General features: G+C 68.4%; 15 protein-coding genes, 5 tRNA genes and 1 pseudogene. 19 read left to right on the top strand and 2 right to left on the bottom strand.

Translation table 11 applies throughout. The features are described 5' to 3' along the window. Window positions 1-133: 133 nt before the first annotated feature. Together prfA and hemA are read right to left on the bottom strand one after the other, a co-directional pair. Window positions 134-1,216, bottom strand: coding sequence for a peptide chain release factor 1 (gene prfA / locus AC3A57_RS12670; protein WP_487579215.1), 1,083 nt, complete (start codon window positions 1,214-1,216; stop codon window positions 134-136). A gap of 72 nt (window positions 1,217-1,288) precedes the next feature. Next, entirely contained in the window at window positions 1,289-2,602 is a 1,314-nt protein-coding gene (gene hemA / locus AC3A57_RS12665; RefSeq protein WP_487579214.1) for a glutamyl-tRNA reductase, read from the bottom strand. Window positions 2,603-2,922: 320 nt separating this feature from the next. On the opposite strand from hemA, the gene AC3A57_RS12660 reads away from it, so the two are divergent. From AC3A57_RS12660 to rplL, 19 genes and pseudogenes are all read left to right on the top strand, one after another. Further along, entirely contained in the window at window positions 2,923-4,593 is a 1,671-nt protein-coding gene (locus AC3A57_RS12660; RefSeq protein ID WP_487579244.1) for a tetratricopeptide repeat protein, read from the top strand. 41 nt (window positions 4,594-4,634) lie between these two features. After that, window positions 4,635-5,228: pseudogene (gene lolB, locus AC3A57_RS12655) on the top strand (lipoprotein insertase outer membrane protein LolB); the annotation flags it as partial. Window positions 5,229-5,620: 392 nt separating this feature from the next. Next, complete coding sequence (gene ispE / locus AC3A57_RS12650) at window positions 5,621-6,508, top strand: 4-(cytidine 5'-diphospho)-2-C-methyl-D-erythritol kinase (RefSeq protein ID WP_487579213.1); 888 nt, start codon at window positions 5,621-5,623, stop codon at window positions 6,506-6,508. A gap of 7 nt (window positions 6,509-6,515) precedes the next feature. Next, window positions 6,516-6,592 (top strand) — tRNA-Gln (locus tag AC3A57_RS12645). Window positions 6,593-6,719: 127 nt separating this feature from the next. Then, complete coding sequence (locus AC3A57_RS12640; protein WP_221671583.1) at window positions 6,720-7,679, top strand: ribose-phosphate diphosphokinase; 960 nt, start codon at window positions 6,720-6,722, stop codon at window positions 7,677-7,679. A 168-nt stretch (window positions 7,680-7,847) separates the two neighbouring features. After that, window positions 7,848-8,507, top strand: a complete 660-nt coding sequence (locus tag AC3A57_RS12635) for a 50S ribosomal protein L25/general stress protein Ctc (protein WP_221671584.1) — start codon at window positions 7,848-7,850, stop codon at window positions 8,505-8,507. Window positions 8,508-8,566: 59 nt separating this feature from the next. After that, complete coding sequence (pth, locus tag AC3A57_RS12630; protein WP_487579212.1) at window positions 8,567-9,148, top strand: aminoacyl-tRNA hydrolase; 582 nt, start codon at window positions 8,567-8,569, stop codon at window positions 9,146-9,148. An 85-nt stretch (window positions 9,149-9,233) separates the two neighbouring features. Beyond that, window positions 9,234-10,325, top strand: coding sequence for a redox-regulated ATPase YchF (ychF, locus tag AC3A57_RS12625; RefSeq protein WP_487579211.1), 1,092 nt, complete (start codon window positions 9,234-9,236; stop codon window positions 10,323-10,325). A 137-nt stretch (window positions 10,326-10,462) separates the two neighbouring features. Next, window positions 10,463-10,548: transfer RNA gene (locus AC3A57_RS12620), tRNA-Tyr, on the top strand. Between the two features lie 120 nt (window positions 10,549-10,668). Then, window positions 10,669-10,742 (top strand) — tRNA-Gly (locus AC3A57_RS12615). 35 nt (window positions 10,743-10,777) lie between these two features. Further along, a tRNA-Thr gene (locus tag AC3A57_RS12610) sits at window positions 10,778-10,853 on the top strand. 71 nt (window positions 10,854-10,924) lie between these two features. Then, entirely contained in the window at window positions 10,925-12,115 is a 1,191-nt protein-coding gene (gene tuf / locus AC3A57_RS12605; protein WP_487579202.1) for an elongation factor Tu, read from the top strand. A 148-nt stretch (window positions 12,116-12,263) separates the two neighbouring features. Continuing rightward, window positions 12,264-12,339 (top strand) — tRNA-Trp (locus AC3A57_RS12600). Window positions 12,340-12,436: 97 nt separating this feature from the next. Continuing rightward, window positions 12,437-12,817: a preprotein translocase subunit SecE gene (gene secE, locus AC3A57_RS12595; protein WP_221671588.1), complete on the top strand. Its 381-nt coding sequence runs from the start codon at window positions 12,437-12,439 to the stop codon at window positions 12,815-12,817. 13 nt (window positions 12,818-12,830) lie between these two features. After that, complete coding sequence (gene nusG, locus AC3A57_RS12590) at window positions 12,831-13,406, top strand: transcription termination/antitermination protein NusG (protein ID WP_487579210.1); 576 nt, start codon at window positions 12,831-12,833, stop codon at window positions 13,404-13,406. 262 nt (window positions 13,407-13,668) lie between these two features. After that, entirely contained in the window at window positions 13,669-14,097 is a 429-nt protein-coding gene (rplK, locus tag AC3A57_RS12585; RefSeq protein WP_487579209.1) for a 50S ribosomal protein L11, read from the top strand. A gap of 3 nt (window positions 14,098-14,100) precedes the next feature. Then, entirely contained in the window at window positions 14,101-14,799 is a 699-nt protein-coding gene (rplA, locus tag AC3A57_RS12580) for a 50S ribosomal protein L1 (RefSeq protein WP_487579208.1), read from the top strand. A gap of 564 nt (window positions 14,800-15,363) precedes the next feature. Next, complete coding sequence (gene rplJ, locus AC3A57_RS12575; protein ID WP_487579207.1) at window positions 15,364-15,897, top strand: 50S ribosomal protein L10; 534 nt, start codon at window positions 15,364-15,366, stop codon at window positions 15,895-15,897. Between the two features lie 71 nt (window positions 15,898-15,968). After that, window positions 15,969-16,343, top strand: a complete 375-nt coding sequence (gene rplL, locus AC3A57_RS12570) for a 50S ribosomal protein L7/L12 (RefSeq protein ID WP_487579206.1) — start codon at window positions 15,969-15,971, stop codon at window positions 16,341-16,343. The last annotated feature ends 107 nt before the right edge of the window (window positions 16,344-16,450 follow it).

Raw genomic sequence — 16,450 nt, 5'->3', positions numbered from 1 at the left:
GCGAGCGGTGCGGCCGAAGACCGGGCGGCGAGCGCATGGCCGGAAAACCAACCGATCTTCCGGGCTTGGGATCGTTCGCTGTCGTGCGTCGCTGCGGTTGCCGCGGCTTGCGCCGCTCCTACAGAGGGGCCATTCAATCGGCCGACAGGCGCGCCAGTTCGTCGGCCTGGTGCTCGTGGATCAGCCGGCCGATCAGCGCGTCGAGGTCGCCGGCGACGATGTTGGGCAGGTCGTACAGGGTCAGGCCTTCGACCCGGTGGTCGGTGATCCGGCCCTGCGGGAAGTTGTAGGTGCGGATGCGCTGGCTGCGGTCGCCGCTGCCGACCTGCAGGCGCCGGTCCTGGGCCTGCGCCGCCGCGGCCTTCGCCGCCGCGGCGTCGGCCAGCATCGCCTGCAGGCGCTTGAGCGCCTTGTCGCGGTTGGCGTGCTGGCTGCGTTCGGTCTGGTTCTCGACCACCGTGCCGGTCGGGACGTGGGTGATGCGGATCGCCGACTCGGTCTTGTTGACGTGCTGGCCGCCGGCGCCGGAGGAGCGGAAGGTGTCGATCTTCAGGTCGGCCGGGTTGATCTCGATCGGCTCGCCTTCCGGCTCCACCGCGATGATCGCCACCGTCGCCGCCGAGGTGTGGATGCGTCCCTGCGACTCGGTTTCCGGCACCCGCTGCACGCGGTGGGTGCCGGACTCGAACTTGAGCTTGGAATAGGCGCCGCGGCCCTCGACCCGGGCGATGATTTCCTTGTAGCCGCCGTGTTCGCCCGGGTTGGCCGATTCGATCTCGACCTTCCAGCCCTGGCGCTCGGCATAGCGCGCGTACATCCGGAACAGGTCGCCGGCGAAGATCGCCGCCTCGTCGCCGCCGGTGCCGGCGCGCACTTCCAGGTACAGGTCGCCCTCGTCGCGCGGGTCCTTGGGAATCAGGTGGGCGAGCAGTTCCACGTCCAGCCGCCGCAGCCGCTCCTGCGCCGCGCCGATTTCTTCCTCGGCCAGCTCGCGCAACTCCGGATCGGCGCGCATCGCCTCGGCCGCGGCCAGGTCGGCCTTGGCCCGGGTTTCCTCGGCCAGCGCCAACGCCACCGGTTCGAGTTGGGAGAACTCGCGCGAGAACTTGCGGAAACGCGCGCTGTCGCCGATCACGCCGGGATCGGCGAGCAGGCGTTCGAGTTCTTCGCGGCGTTCGACGAGCGCTTCGAGCTTGCGGCGCAGGGTGGGCGACATGGGGCGGGACTCGGGACTGGGGACTCGGGATTCGTAACGGCAACAGCGGAGCGGGGCACTCGTAGCGCGTCGCTAACGGTCGTCGTTCGATTCCGTATCGCCGGCTCCGGCTTCTTCGAGTCCCGAGTCCCGAGTTCCGAGTCCCACCGCCGGAAACAGCTTGTCGGCGGCCCGCGCCAACTCCGGGTTGCCGCTCAGCGCGGCTTCGCGCAGGGCCACGGTGGGCGCGTGCAGCAGGCGGTTGGTCAGGGTGTTGGCGAGGAAGGCCAGCACCTGCGCCGGGTCCTGGCCGGCGGCCAGTTGCGCCTGGGCCTTGGCCAGCACCTCGGCGCGCGCGGCTTCGCCGTGGTCGCGCAGGCGCTTGATCGGCGCGGTGCGGGTGCTGGCGGCCAGGGTTTCGACGAAGCGCGCGACCTGCAGTTCGACGATCGCCTCGGCTTCGCTCGCCGCTTCGCGGCGGCTGCGGCGATTGTCTTCGATCGCCCGTTCCAGGTCGTCGACGGTGTACAGGAACACGTCTTCCAGCTCGGCCACGTCGGCGGCGATGTCGCGCGGCACGGCCAGGTCGAGCAGCAGCATCGGCCGGTGCTTGCGTTGCGCGCGCGCGGCGGCGACGTCGGCGCGGCGCAGGATCGGTTCGCGGCTGGCGGTGGCCGACAACACGACGTCGGCCTCGGCCAGGTGGCGGTCGAGTTCGCTCAGCGGCAGGGCGAAGCCGCCGTGGCGGCTGGCCAGGTCCTGGGCGTGGGCGAGGGTGCGGTTGGCGATCAGCAGGCGCTTGGCCCTGGCCTGGACCAGGTGGCGCGCGGCCAGCTCGATGGTCTCGCCGGCGCCGATCAGCAGCACGGTCGAGTCTTCCAGGCGGGCGAAGGATTCCTGCGCCAGCCGCACCGCCGTCGAAGCCACCGAGACCGGGTTGGCGCCGATGCGGGTATCGGTGCGGGCGCGCTTGGCGGTCGAGAACGCCTGCTGGAACAACCGGTCGAGCTGGCCGCCGAGGCTGCCGGCGGCGCGCGCCACCGCCCAGGCGTCCTTGACCTGGCCGAGGATCTGCGGCTCGCCGAGCACCAGCGAATCCAGCCCGGTGGCGACCCGGAACAGGTGACGCACCGCATCGGCGTCGCGGTGCCGGTACAGATAAGCGTGCAGGTCGCCGGCGTCGTCGGGATGGGTCGCCAGCCATTCGGCCAGGGCGCTGCCGTCGTCGTCGGCGACCGCGTAAACCTCGGTGCGGTTGCAGGTCGACAGCAAGGCGACTTCGCGCACCGGCGCCAAGCCGCGCAGCGCGGCCAGCGCCGCCGGCACCGTCTCGCCCGAAAACGCCACCCGTTCGCGCAGGCTGACCGGCGCGGTCTGGTGGTTGATGCCGAGCACGAACAGGCTCATCGGCGCGCGCGGTTTCCGCTCGTCGCCGCGGCGCGCGGCATGGCCGTCGCAACGCAGCGAAAAAGTTTCATCGGTCGGCGAGTGCGGCGGGACATCGGTTCAGGTGCTTGCGATAAGCTGCGGGCTGCTGAAGGCCGCCATTCTACCGGCCCACTGGTCCCGACGTGGTTTTCTACCATTCGATTTGCCCGATCGGTCCAATAGACGCTGCCTACGACCGCGGCGGCGGCGCTGCCGCGCCGCGCGCCGACACCCTGGTCCGGCGGATCGGCGCCGTCCTGTTCGGCGTCGGCCTGTTCGGCGCGCTGCTGGCAGCTCCGGTGCGGGCCGCGGCGCTGCCGCCGGGGCCGTCGGCCGCGGCCCTGGCCGCCGCCCAGGCGACCATCCGCGAACGCGCCGCGGCCGATCCGACCGGCTCGTCGCTGGAAGCGCTGATGAGCGGCGAATTCGCCCTCCAGGCCGGCAAGCTGAACGATGCCGCCACGGCTTATCTCAAGGCCGCGCGCGCCGCCGGCGACGCCGGCCTGGCCGAGCGCGCGACCAGCATCGCCGTGCTGGCCAAGCAGGACCAGGTCGCCGGCGAGGCGCTGGCGCTGTGGCGCAAGCTCGGCGGCCAGGGCAGCGGGGTGGCCGCCGCCGAGGCCACCTTGTCGCTGCGCCGCGGCGACGACCGCGCCGCTCTGCGCCAGCTCAACGAATTGATGGCCGCCGACCCCGAGGCCGGCTGGCGCCAGGTGCTGGTGGTGTTGACCACCGGCTCGAAGGACCCGGCGCAGGCCGGGCGCGTGCTGGAGAAGATCGTCGACGGCGGCAAGATCCCGCAGCGCAACCTGATGGCCTGGGTCGCCTTCGGCGGCCTGTCGCAGCGCCTGGACCGGCCCAAGCTGACCGAGCGCATCGTCGAGGAAGTGGTCGAGCGTTTCCCCGGCGAGCCGCGCGTGGCCCTGCTGCGGGCCAGCCAGCTGCGCGAGGACGGCAAGCCCGACGAGGCGCGCAAGCTGCTGCAGGCCCTGGAGCCGCAGGCCGAGCGCGACAACAGCCTGCGCGCGCTGATCGCCGAGCAGTACGAGGCCTTGAAGGATTTCCAGCAGGTCGCCGCCGTGCTCGGCCGCGGCCCGCAGGACGAGCAGACCTATGCGCTGCGCGCGTCCTACCTGGCCCGCGCCGAAGACAAGCCGACCCTGACCAAGCTCTACGACGAACTGCGCGCCAGCGCGGCCAAGCCCGACCCGGCGCGGCGCCTGCTGCTGGGGCAACTGGCCGAATTCCTGGAGCGCAACGAAGAAGCGCTGGCCTGGTACCAGGGCGTGCCGGGCGGCTCGCAGCGCTCGCTGGCGCGCCTGCGCAGCAGCAACGTCCTGCACAAGCTCGATCGCGCCGGCGAGGCCTACGCCAACCTGCGCGCGATGCAGGCCGACGCGGCGATCCAGGACGACGCCCGCCGCGACGCCTATCTGCTGGAAGCCAACCTGCGCGCCGACGACAAGAACGACGCCGGCGAGAGCGACGCCTTCGCCCGCGGCCTGGCTGCGTTCCCGGACGAGCCGGAAATCCTCTACGCCCGCGCCCTGAGCTGGGAGCGGCGCGACGACATCGCCCGTGCCGAGGCCGACCTGCGCCGGATCCTGGTCGCCGAGCCGGACAACAGCGCCGCGCTCAACGCGCTCGGCTACACCCTGGCCGACCGCACCACCCGCTACCAGGAGGCGCTGGAGCTGATCGAGCGCGCCCGCGCCGCCGAGCCCGACAACTACGCGGTGATCGACAGCTACGGCTGGGTGCTTTACCGCCTGGGCCGGATGGCCGAGGCCGAAACCGAACTGCGCCGGGCCCTGACCCTGCAGAAGGACGCCGAAGTCGCCGCCCACCTGGGCGAGGTGCTGTGGCAGGCCGGCAAGCGCGAGGAAGCGCGCAAGTATTTCGAGCAGGCGCGCCAGATCGACCCCGACAACCGCTCGCTGTTGCGCGCGCTGAAGAAGTTGGGTCTGTGAGCGCCGCCCGGATCGTCCCCACGCCGCGCGTCGCGGCGCGCCTGGCCGGCGCGGTCGCGCTGGCGTTGTTGCTCGGCGCCTGCGCCAGCCAGCCCGGTCGGCGCTCGCCGCCGGCCGCGACGGTGGTGCCGGCGGCCGACGCCGCAGCGCGCGAAACCGCGCGCGTCGCCCGTCTGCGCAGCCAGGCCGATTGGTCGCTGAACGGTCGCATCGCCGTGTCCAACGCCGGCAAGGGCGGCAGCGGCCGGATCGAATGGAGCCAGCGCGACGCCGCCTTCGAAGTCGCGCTGAGCGCGCCGGTGACCCGGCAGAGCTGGCGCCTGAGCGGCGGCCCCGGCGCGGCGCGCCTGGAAGGCCTGGACGGCGGTCCGCGCGAGGGCGGCGATGCCGCCGGGTTGCTGCGCGAGGCCACCGGTTGGGAGATTCCGGTCGCGGCCCTGGCCGACTGGCTGCGCGCGCTGCCGGCGCAGGGCGGCCCGCAGGCGCAGGTCGCGCCGGGCGCCGACGGCCGGCCGCAGGCGATCGAGCAGGGCGGCTGGCGGATCGGCTACGAATGGCCCGCGACCGGCGACCTGCCGTCGCGGCTGGACGCGCGCCGCGACGGCGCGCGGGTGCGGCTGATCGTGGATCAGTGGCAGGGCGGGGCGAGCGCGCCGCCGGCCGAGGAAAGCCAGACCGAGCGCCTGCAACGCGAGCTGTCGCAGCTGGATCTGGCCGATCCGGCCGCCGACCTGCGCCGCAATATCGCCCAGGGCGACCTGCGCCCGATCGGCGTCTGCGGTTTCGCCTGCCTGGCGCCGGGCCTAGCCCAAGGCGAGCAGCCCGAGCTGCGGGCCATGCGGATCCTGTCCGGCACCGGCGACGTGATCGAAGGCGAGCGCCACCAGCGCTTGATCGAGCAGGCCCGGGCCTACGCGGCCGCCTACAACCGGGCCTTGAGCGACTGGCGGCGCGCGCATCCGTCCGCCGCCGGTCGCTGATCGTTCCCTCCTTATCCGCAGCCCGGCCTGCCGTTGCCCCGACCGCCATGTCCGACCCGCTTTCTCCTGCCGCCGGCGCCGAGTCCGGCTGGTCGCTCTGGCCCGCTCCGGCCAAGCTGAACCTGTTCCTGCGCATCGTCGGCCGCCGCGCCGACGGCTACCACCTGCTGCAGACCGTGTTCCGTCTCCTGGACTGGGGAGACAGCATCCGCCTGCGCCCGCGCAGCGACGGCCGGGTGGTGCGCCACGGTGGCTCGGTGGCCGGCGTCGCCGAGGCCGACGACCTCACGGTACGCGCCGCACGACTGCTGCAAGTGGAGTCCAATTGCGGCCAAGGCGCGGACATCGTCATCGAAAAACGCATCCCGGCCGGCGGCGGTTTCGGCGGCGGTTCGTCCGACGCGGCGACCGTGCTGGTGGCCCTGGACGCGCTCTGGGGCACCGGCCTGGGGGTCGAGCGCCTGGCCGCGCTGGGCCTGCGCCTGGGCGCCGACGTGCCGGTGTTCGTGCGCGGCGACAACGCCTGGGCCGAGGGGGTGGGCGAGGATCTGCGCCCGATCGCGCTGGCCCCGGCCTGGTACGTGCTGGCCGATCCGGGCGTCCACGCCCCGACCGCGGCTCTGTTTCAATCGCCTGAATTGACGCGGGATGCTGCGCCCGCGACAATGTCGGACTTCGTTTCGGGTTCACCGCTCGGGAATGCGTTCGAGCCGGTGCTGCGTCAGCGCGAGGCCGCCGTCGAGGCCGCCTTCGCCGCCTTGTCGCGGATCGGTTCGCCACGCCTGACCGGGTCCGGCAGCGGCTGTTTCGTCGAATTCGCGACCCGCGAATCGGCGCAGGCGGCGCTGGCGGAACTGCCTTCCGGCCTGCGGGCCTGGACGGCCGGCGGCGCGGCGCATTCGCCGCTGCGCGACGCGCTCGAAGCAAAAACGTAAACCGCACAGGGGCGTCGCCAAGTGGCCCAAGGCACCGGGTTTTGATCCCGGCATTCGTAGGTTCGAATCCTACCGCCCCTGCCAGTGTTACCCGCGGGATTGGAGATTTGGGATTCGGGATTCGCAGGACGCGCGCCTGGCGATTCCCGAATCCCAAATCCCGAATCCCGGCTACAACGCCGCCCGGTCAGAGCGAAGCGGAGTAAAGACAGTGCAAAACGATCGCAACCTGTTGGTGTTCAGCGGCAACGCCAACCGTCCGCTTGCTGCAGCGGTGTGCAAGGAGCTCGGCATCCGGCTCGGCAAGGCCCTCGTGGGCCGCTTCTCCGACGGCGAGGTGCAGGTCGAGATCGAAGAGAACGTGCGTCGTCAGGAAGTGTTCGTCATTCAGCCGACGAACGCGCCGACGGCCGAGAACTTCATGGAGCTGCTGGTCCTGATCGACGCGCTCAAGCGCGCCTCGGTGGCCAGCGTGACCGCGGTGGTGCCGTATTTCGGCTACGCCCGCCAGGATCGCCGCCCGCGCTCCTCGCGCGTGCCGATCACGGCCAAGGTCGCGGCCAAGATGTTCGGCGCGGTCGGCGCCGACCGGGTGCTCACGGTCGATCTGCATGCGGATCAGATCCAGGGCTTCTTCGACATCCCGGTCGACAACGTCTACGCCTCGCCGCTGCTGCTCGCCGACATCTGGCGCGCGCACGGCACCGACAACCTGATCGTCGTGTCCCCGGACGTCGGCGGCGTGGTGCGCGCCCGCGCGATCGCCAAGCGCCTGGACGACGCGGACCTGGCGATCATCGACAAGCGCCGCCCGCGCGCCAACGTCGCCACGGTGATGAACATCATCGGCGACGTGTCGGGCAAGACCTGCGTGCTGGTCGACGACATCGTCGACACCGCCGGCACCCTGTGCGCCGCCGCGGCGGCGCTCAAGGCGCAGGGCGCGCAAAAGGTCGTGGCCTACTGCACCCATCCGGTGCTGTCGGGCGCGGCCATCGACAACGTGACCAAGTCGCAGCTGGACGAGCTGGTGGTGACCGACACCATCCCGCTGACCGCCGCGGCCCGCGCCACCGGCCGCATCCGCCAGCTCAGCGTCGCCGAGCTGTTGGCCGAAACGATCCGTCGCATCGCCTTCGGCGAGTCGGTCAGCTCGTTGTACGTGGATTGAGAATTGCGGGACTCGGGACTCGGGACTCGAAAAGCCATGGGCGGCGTCGCTCCTGCTTTTTCGAGTCCCGAGTCCCGAGTCCCGAGTCCCGACCCGGACTCCCCTGGTCGCGGGGGAGTCTCCAAACCGCCGCGAGGCGGTCCTAACGCTGCAAAGTGAGTAACGAAAATGTCCGAACACATCATCAAGGCCACTGGCCGCAACGTCGAGGGGAAGGGTGCGAGCCGCCGCCTGCGTCGTGCCGCCAGCATCCCGGCCATCGTCTACGGCGGCGAAGCCGCTCCGCAGCCGATCCAGCTCGACCACGAGAAGATCTGGCTGGCCAGCCAGCACGAGTGGTTCTACTCCTCGATCCTGAGCCTGGACCTGGACGGCAAGGTGCAGCAGGTCCTGCTGCGCGACATGCAGCGCCATCCGTTCAAGCAGATCATCATGCACCTGGACTTCCAGCGCGTCGACGCCAACCAGGCGCTGCGCGTGGCCGTGCCGCTGCACTTCCTCAACGAAGACAAGTCGCCGGCCGGCAAGTCCGCCGACGTCGTGGTCACCCACGAGCTCAACGAAGTCGAAGTCAGCTGCCTGCCTAAGGATCTGCCGGAGTTCATCGAGGTCGACCTGTCGGCGCTCAAGGTCGGCGACATCGTCCACCTGTCCGAGCTCAAGCTGCCGGCCGGCGTGGAAATCCCCGAGCTGAAGCTGGGCAAGGAACACGACGTCGCCGTCGTGATCGCCAAGCACGGCAAGGAAGAGGCCGTCTCCGACGCCGAGGCTCCGGCCGCCGAAGTGCCGGCCGCCAAGGTCTCGAAGAAGGACGAAGACAAGAAGTGATCGCAGGCCGGCGCGCCCCGACGGGCGCGCCGGTTCGCGTTCGCGGATTGTCTTGATCCATGGCGGGACTGCGCCTGATCGTCGGCCTGGGGAATCCCGGCGTCGAATACACCCGGACCCGGCACAACGCCGGGTTTTGGTTTGTGGACGCCCTGAACGAAAAGTTCGGCGGCCGCTTCGGCCTGGAGTCCAAGCTGTTCGGCGAAACCTCGAAGGTCGAGATCGCCGGCCGTCCGGTCTGGCTGCTCAAGCCGGCCACTTTCATGAACCTCTCCGGCAAATCGGTGGCCGCGGCGCTGCGCTACTGGAAGATCGAGCCGGACGAGGCGCTGCTGGCGCACGACGAGCTCGACCTGGCGCCGGGCACGGCGCGGCTCAAGTTCGACGGCGGCCACGGCGGCCAGAACGGCCTGCGCGACACCGTCCAGCACCTGGGCCACGGCAAGTTCCACCGCCTGCGCCTGGGCATCGGCCATCCCGGCCACAAGGACAAGGTCACCCCGTGGGTGCTCGGCCGTCCCGGCAAGGACGACGAGGCCACGATCCTGCGCGCCATCGACGACGCCATCGACGTCATGCCGCTGGCCGTGCAGGGCAATTTCCTGGACGCGATGACGCGTCTGCACACCCCTCGGACGTGAATCGGGAATGGGGTCGGGTATCGGCTCGACCGTTCCGCTTTTCTCCATTCCCGATTCTCGACTCCCTATTCCCGGACCTGAAGCCATGGGCATCAAATGCGGCATCGTCGGCCTGCCCAACGTCGGCAAGTCGACCCTCTTCAACGCGCTGACCAAGGCGGGCATCGCCGCGGCCAACTTCCCGTTCTGCACCATCGAGCCGAACGTCGGCGCGGTGCCGGTGCCGGATCCGCGCCTCAACGCGCTGGCCGAGATCGTCAAGCCGCAGAAGCTGATCCCGACCGCGGTCGAGTTCGTCGACATCGCCGGCCTGGTCGCCGGCGCGGCCAGCGGCCAGGGCCTGGGCAACAAGTTCCTGGCCCACATCCGCGAGGTCGACGCGATCACCCACGTGGTGCGCTGCTTCGAGCACCCGGACGTGATCCACGTCAACAACAAGGTCGACCCGATCGCCGACATCGAGACCATCGACACCGAGCTGGCCCTGGCCGACCTGGAAAGCGTCGAGAAGGCCCTGCAGCGAGCCGAGCGCTCGGCCAAGACCGGCGACAAGGAGGCGGTGGCGCGCAAGGAGATCCTCGGCCGGGTCCGCACCGGCCTGGACGCCGGCAAGCCGGCGCGCGCGCTGGATCTGTCCGAGGACGACAAGGCCGCCCTGCGCGACCTGTTCCTGCTGACCCTCAAGCCGGTCATGTACGTGGCCAACGTGCTCGAGGACGGGTTCGAGAACAACCCGCACCTGGACGCCGTGCGCGCCCGCGCGGCGACCGAGGGCGCCCAGGTGGTGCCGATCTCGGCGGCGATCGAGGAAGAGCTGAGCCAGCTCGACGACGAGGACCGCGACGCCTTCCTGGCCGACCTGGGCCTGGACGAGCCGGGCCTGAACCGCCTGATCCGCGCCGGCTACGCCCTGCTCGGGCTGCAGACCTACTTCACCGCCGGGGTCAAGGAAGTCCGCGCCTGGACGGTCCGGGCCGGTTCGACCGCGCCGCAGGCCGCCGCGGTCATCCATACCGACTTCGAGAAGGGCTTCATCCGCGCCGAAACCATCGCCTATGACGATTTCATCAAGTACAAGGGCGAGGCCGGCGCCCGCGACGCCGGGCGCCTGCGCCTGGAAGGCAAGGAATATCGCGTCCAGGAAGGCGATGTGTTGCACTTCCGGTTCAATGTTTGAGTAGACTGTGCGGCCTCGCGCGGCGGCCCGGTTTCGGGCGCCGGGCAGGGCGGCCGGCGACGGCGGCGGTTCCGAAAAAGTTTGCGTGAAAACGCGTTGACAAGTCGGAAATCGCACGCCAGAATTACGGGCTCTTCGGAGGGATACCCAAGCGGCCAACGGGGGCAGACTGTAAATCTGCTGGCTCACGCCTTCGGTGGTTCGAATCCACCTCCCTCCACCAGGTTCGACGCGGCGATCGGTTGTAAGATTCGGCGCGGCGCTTCAAGCGGGTATCAAGGCCGGCTTGAAGCGGCAGATTAGAAGTTATGCAGGTTCCAACGCTGTAACGGCAGTACGCGGCGCGGGAGTAGTTCAATGGTAGAACCTCAGCCTTCCAAGCTGATGGTGCGGGTTCGATTCCCGTCTCCCGCTCCATTGAACGAAAGCCGTTCGGCGCAGCAACAAGTTTCGCTCACGTAGCTCAGTCGGTAGAGCACCTCCTTGGTAAGGAGGAGGTCGAAGGTTCGATTCCTTTCGTGAGCACCATTCACTGCAGTACCGGCTGCTTTACCAACAGCCACCGCGACACTTAGACCCACATACGAGAAGCGACAGCCATGGCCAAGGGTAAATTCGAGCGCACCAAGCCGCACGTGAACGTCGGCACGATCGGTCACGTCGACCACGGCAAGACCACGCTGACGGCCGCTCTGACCAAGGTCGGCGCCGAGCGTTTCGGTGGCGAATTCAAGGCGTACGACGCGATCGACGCGGCGCCGGAAGAAAAGGCTCGCGGCATCACGATCTCGACCGCGCACGTGGAATACGAATCGGCTTCGCGCCACTACGCGCACGTCGACTGCCCGGGCCACGCCGACTACGTGAAGAACATGATCACCGGCGCGGCGCAGATGGACGGCGCGATCCTGGTGTGCTCGGCCGCTGACGGCCCGATGCCGCAGACCCGCGAGCACATCCTGCTGTCGCGTCAGGTCGGCGTGCCGTACATCGTCGTGTTCCTGAACAAGGCCGACATGGTCGACGACGCCGAGCTGCTCGAGCTGGTCGAGATGGAAGTGCGCGAGCTGCTGACCAAGTACGAGTTCCCGGGCGACGACACCCCGATCATCCACGGCTCGGCCCGTCTGGCGCTGGAAGGCGACCAGAGCGAAATCGGCGTGCCGGCGATCCTGAAGCTGGTCGACGCGCTGGACACCTTCATTCCGGAGCCGGAGCGCGCGATCGACAAGCCGTTCCTGATGCCGGTGGAAGACGTGTTCTCGATCTCGGGCCGCGGCACCGTGGTGACCGGCCGTATCGAGCGCGGCATCATCAAGGTGGGCGACGAAATCGAAATCGTCGGCATCCGCCCGACCCAGAAGACCACGGTCACCGGCGTGGAAATGTTCCGCAAGCTGCTGGACCAGGGCCAGGCGGGCGACAACGCGGGCCTGCTGCTGCGCGGCACCAAGCGCGACGACGTCGAGCGCGGCCAGGTGCTGGCCAAGCCGGGTTCGATCACCCCGCACACCGAGTTCGAAGCCGAAGTCTACGTGCTGTCGAAGGACGAAGGCGGCCGCCACACCCCGTTCTTCAAGGGCTACCGTCCGCAGTTCTACTTCCGTACCACCGACATCACCGGTGCGGTGACCCTGCCGGAAGGCGTCGAGATGGTCATGCCGGGCGACAACATCAAGATGACCGTCGCCCTGATCAACCCGGTGGCGATGGACGAAGGCCTGCGCTTCGCGATCCGCGAAGGCGGCCGTACCGTCGGCGCCGGCGTGGTGGCGAAGATCATCAAGTAATAGCTGTATCGCGGCGGCCTCCGGGTCGCCGCAAGCCGCGAACGGCGGGCCGGCAACCCGGTCCGCCTTCGTTGTTTGCAACACCCGTCAACTGGCCGCCGGCCGCCCCCTTGCGGTGCGCCGAATCGGGCCTAAGATTTCAAGACGTACGCCAGTAGCTCAATTGGCAGAGCAGCGGTCTCCAAAACCGCAGGTTGGGGGTTCGAGTCCCTCCTGGCGTGCCACTCGTTACCGAGCCGTGTCGGACGACCCGGCGACTGGATAGCTATTGAAAGGGCCGCGCAGGGATGGGCGGGCTTTCGCGAGGGAATCGCCCCGAGAATGAACAGCAAGGCCGAACAAACCAAATCCGGCGGCGGTGCCGGCGATATCGCCAAGTACGCAGTGGCCCTGTTGCTCGCGGCCGGCGGCGTGTTCGCCTATCTGTGGTTCGAGAACTGGAGCGGTCCGTTGCGCGCTGGCGCGGTCGTGGCCGGCCTGCTCGCGGGCGCCGCGGTGTTCATGCTGACCGCCAAGGGCGCGCAGACCCGCGAATTCCTGTCCGAATCCCGTTTCGAACTGCGCAAGGTCGTTTGGCCGACCCGCGACGAAGCGCTGAAGACCACCTGGGTGGTCATGATCGCCGTCGCGATCCTTAGCCTGATCCTGTCCGGTTTCGATTACCTGATCCAGGCCGCGGTCAAGTTCCTGCTGTCGCGTTGAGGAGACGACCGACGTGAATTCTCACGAAAACAAGCGCTGGTACGTGGTTCACGCGTACTCCGGATTCGAGAAGTCGGTGGCGCAGGCGCTGCGCGACCGCATCGTTCGTTTCGAAATGCAGGACCGCTTCGGCGACGTCCTGGTCCCGACCGAAGAGGTCGTGGAGATGCGTTCCGGCCAGAAGCGCCGTTCCGAACGCAAGTTCTTCCCGGGCTACGTCCTGGTCCAGATCGCCACCCACGACGAAGGCGGGATTCCGCGCATCGACAGCGAAAGCTGGCATCTGATCAAGGAAACCCCGAAGGTCATGGGTTTCATCGGCGGCACCGCCGACCGCCCGTTGCCGATCCAGGACAACGAGGCCGACCGCATCCTGCAGCGCGTTCAGGAAGGCGTCGAGAAGCCGCGTCCGAAGGTGCTGTTCGAGGCCGGCGAGATGGTCCGGGTCATCGACGGCCCGTTCGTCGACTTCAACGGCGTGGTCGAGGAAATCAACTACGAGAAGAGCCGCCTGCGCGTCGCGGTGCTGATCTTCGGCCGTTCGACCCCGGTCGAGCTGGAATTCGGCCAGGTCGAAAAGGCGACCTGAGCCCGGCCGGCCTTCGGGCCGGTTTCTGGGCTGCACAGCCCAAAAAATCTGATATAGTGTGCGGCTCGCTACCCTGGTTGTGGCGAGCTTTGCCTGTTCAGCTATCCGAATCCTGGTTCAGGCTTCCCTGGTCCAGGGGGGGGCGGCAGGCGGGAAAGCCCGGTTGCAGCGGGCGCAGCATTCAAACGCGATGCCGGAACGCGCGATTTCCGGCCCGATGGGGAGCCTGCGGTCAAGGCGCTAGCACCCGGAGAGCACATCAATGGCAAAGAAAGTAGTCGGCTACATCAAGCTGCAGGTCAAGGCCGGTCAGGCCAACCCCTCGCCGCCGGTCGGTCCTGCGCTGGGTCAGCGCGGCCTGAACATCATGGAGTTCTGCAAGGCGTTCAACGCCGCGACCTCCAAGCTCGAGCCGGGTCTGCCGACCCCGGTCATCATCACGGCCTACTCGGACCGTACCTTCACCTTCGTCACCAAGTCGACCCCGGCGTCGGTGCTGCTGAAGAAGGCCGCCGGCATCACCTCGGGCTCCAAGCGTCCGAACACCGAGAAGGTGGGCAAGGTCACCCGCGCCCAGCTCGAAGCCATCGCCAAGCAGAAGGAAGCCGACCTGACGGCGGCCGACCTGGAAGCGGCGGTGAAGACGATTGCGGGTTCGGCCCGCAGCATGGGCCTGGTGGTGGAGGGTTAAGACATGGCGATGACCAAGCGCGAAAAAGCAATCAAGGCTGCCGTGGTTCCGGGCAAGGCCTATCCGTTCGATGAAGCGGTGAAGATCGTCAAGACCGCCACCAAGGCCAAGTTCGTCGAGTCGGTCGACGTCTCCGTGCGCCTGGGCGTGGACGCGAAGAAGTCCGACCAGCAGGTGCGCGGCTCGACCGTGCTGCCGGCCGGCACCGGCAAGAGCGTGCGCGTGGCGGTGTTCGCCCCGGCGGGCGCCAAGGCCGACGAAGCCCTGGCCGCCGGCGCCGAAGCCGTCGGTATGGACGACCTGGCCGAGAAGATGCAGGCCGGCGACCTGAACTACGACGTCGTCATCGCGACCCCGGACGCCATGCGCGTGGTCGGTAAGCTCGGCCAGGTGCTGGGCCCGCGCGGCCTGATGCCGAACCCGAAGGTCGGCACCGTCTCGCCGAACCCGGCCGAAGCGGTCAAGAACGCCAAGGGCGGCCAGGTGCGCTACCGCACCGACAAGGCCGGCATCATCCACTGCACCATCGGCAAGGTCTCGTTCGAAGACGGCTCGCTGAAGGACAACCTGCAGGCGCTGCTGCTCGACCTGATCAAGGCCAAGCCGTCCGCCGCCAAGGGCCAGTACCTGCAGAAGATCTCGATCAGCTCGACCATGGGTCCGGGCGTGATCGTCGATCAGACCTCGCTGACCCTGAAGTGACGCATCGGCGCGCTCGCGCCTAGCGCGAGCGCCTTTGCCGAAGCGTCATCCCCGCGAAAGCGGGGATCCAGGGATTCACCGAATTTGCAGCAACGAATAACAGGAGTGAGCGAAGAGAAGTGAGGAGTGAGCGAAAAGCCGCATTCGCCCTTACTCGGTTCTCACTGCTCCCAACTCGCTCCTAGCTTTTTGAGGGCAATCGCCAGGGGAAACCCGAAGCGATCGCCGTCAAAGACCGCAGGCGCGGTCGCGCGCGCATCGACGACGGGCATGGAAGCTCGACACGGCAGGGAGTCGCCGTCGATGCAGGCAAGACCGCTTAATTCGGACTCTTCGGAGCCGGGCCGGCGTAGATGGTGCCGCCCCTGAAGTCTTTTCAGGAAAGGCCACCACCCGGGATGCCCGCGGGCATCCCCGGCGACAAGGATCCGTCGCCGCCCAGGACCGCAAGCGGCAGGAGCCGTAAGCGGAATAGAAGGAGCGGGGAGTTGGGGATGGGGTACGGGGAATCGCAAGGCGAGTCCCGGATCCCGAGTCCCGAGTCCCGGCTTTAGGAGGAGTGCAATGGCTCTTAATCTGTCTCAGAAGCAAGAAGTAGTCGCCGAGCTGGCAGAAGTCGCCGCGAAGGCCCACTCCTTGGTTGCTGCCGAGTACGCAGGCATCACGGTCGGTCAGATGACCGCGATGCGCAAGAAGGCTCGCGAAACCGGTGTGTACTTGCGTGTCGTCAAGAACACCCTGGCCTCGCGCGCCGTGGCCGGTACCGAATACGAGTGCGTCCAGGACAAGCTCGTCGGTCCGCTGCTGTATGCGTTCTCGACCGAAGAACCCGGCGCCGCCGGGCGTCTGATCAAGGAATTCGCCAAGGGCAACGACAAGCTGCAGCCGAAGGTCGTCGCCATGGGCGGCCAGGTCTATCCGGCCAGCCACGTCGAAGTCCTCGCCTCGCTGCCGACCCTCGACCAGGCCCTGGCCATGCTGGCCCGCGTCCTGTCCGAGCCCGCCAGCATGTTCGCCCGCGCCGTCAAGGCCGTGGCCGACAAGCAGGGCGGCGGCGAAGTCGCTGCCGAAGCGCCGGCCGAGGCGGAACCGGCCTGATCGCCGGCCCGCATTCGCGACCGCTTCACTGAACCCGATTCGAAAGATCACAATTTCCTGAGGTAATACACATGTCCCTTTCCAACGAACAGATCGTCGACGCCATCGCCGAAAAGACCCTGATGGAAGTCATGGAGCTGGTCAAGGCGATCGAAGAGAAGTTCGGCGTCACCGCCGCCGCTCCGGTCGTCATGCAGGGCGGCCCGGCCGCCGACGCCGCTCCGGTCGAAGAGCAGACCGAGTTCAACGTCATCCTGAAGGCTGCCGGCGACAAGAAGGTCGAGGTCATCAAGGCCGTCCGCGCCATCACCGGCCTGGGCCTGAAGGAAGCCAAGGACCTGGTCGAAGGCGCTCCGCAGACCGTCAAGGAAGCCGTCTCCAAGGACGACGCTGCCAAGATGAAGAAGGACCTCGAAGCCGCTGGTGCGACCGTCGAAGTCAAGTAAGCGTTACTTGCGTCGCCGTTTCTCTTTGGCGACCACCGAAGGCTGGGGACGTAAGTCCCCGGCCTTTGGCCGTTCCAAGGGAATTGGGAATGGGGAATAGGGAATCG

It is taken from the genome of Lysobacter sp. Soil_C_15 (genome assembly GCF_057657315.1).
Note: the sequence above shows the minus strand (reverse complement) of the source record. Positions and strands in the feature narration are given on the sequence as shown.

Excerpts from the sequence above, each read along its gene's own strand:
- secE (WP_221671588.1), top strand. The coding sequence starts at position 12,437 with ATGAACAGCAAGGCCGAACAAACCAAATCCGGCGGCGGTGCCGGCGAT.
- tuf (WP_487579202.1), top strand. The coding sequence starts at position 10,925 with ATGGCCAAGGGTAAATTCGAGCGCACCAAGCCGCACGTGAACGTCGGC.
- ychF (WP_487579211.1), top strand. The coding sequence starts at position 9,234 with ATGGGCATCAAATGCGGCATCGTCGGCCTGCCCAACGTCGGCAAGTCG.
- rplL (WP_487579206.1), top strand. The coding sequence starts at position 15,969 with ATGTCCCTTTCCAACGAACAGATCGTCGACGCCATCGCCGAAAAGACC.
- rplK (WP_487579209.1), top strand. The coding sequence starts at position 13,669 with ATGGCAAAGAAAGTAGTCGGCTACATCAAGCTGCAGGTCAAGGCCGGT.
- prfA (WP_487579215.1), bottom strand. The coding sequence starts at position 1,216 with ATGTCGCCCACCCTGCGCCGCAAGCTCGAAGCGCTCGTCGAACGCCGC.
- rplJ (WP_487579207.1), top strand. The coding sequence starts at position 15,364 with ATGGCTCTTAATCTGTCTCAGAAGCAAGAAGTAGTCGCCGAGCTGGCA.
- ispE (WP_487579213.1), top strand. The coding sequence starts at position 5,621 with ATGTCCGACCCGCTTTCTCCTGCCGCCGGCGCCGAGTCCGGCTGGTCG.
- rplA (WP_487579208.1), top strand. The coding sequence starts at position 14,101 with ATGGCGATGACCAAGCGCGAAAAAGCAATCAAGGCTGCCGTGGTTCCG.
- AC3A57_RS12635 (WP_221671584.1), top strand. The coding sequence starts at position 7,848 with ATGTCCGAACACATCATCAAGGCCACTGGCCGCAACGTCGAGGGGAAG.
- pth (WP_487579212.1), top strand. The coding sequence starts at position 8,567 with ATGGCGGGACTGCGCCTGATCGTCGGCCTGGGGAATCCCGGCGTCGAA.
- hemA (WP_487579214.1), bottom strand. The coding sequence starts at position 2,602 with ATGAGCCTGTTCGTGCTCGGCATCAACCACCAGACCGCGCCGGTCAGC.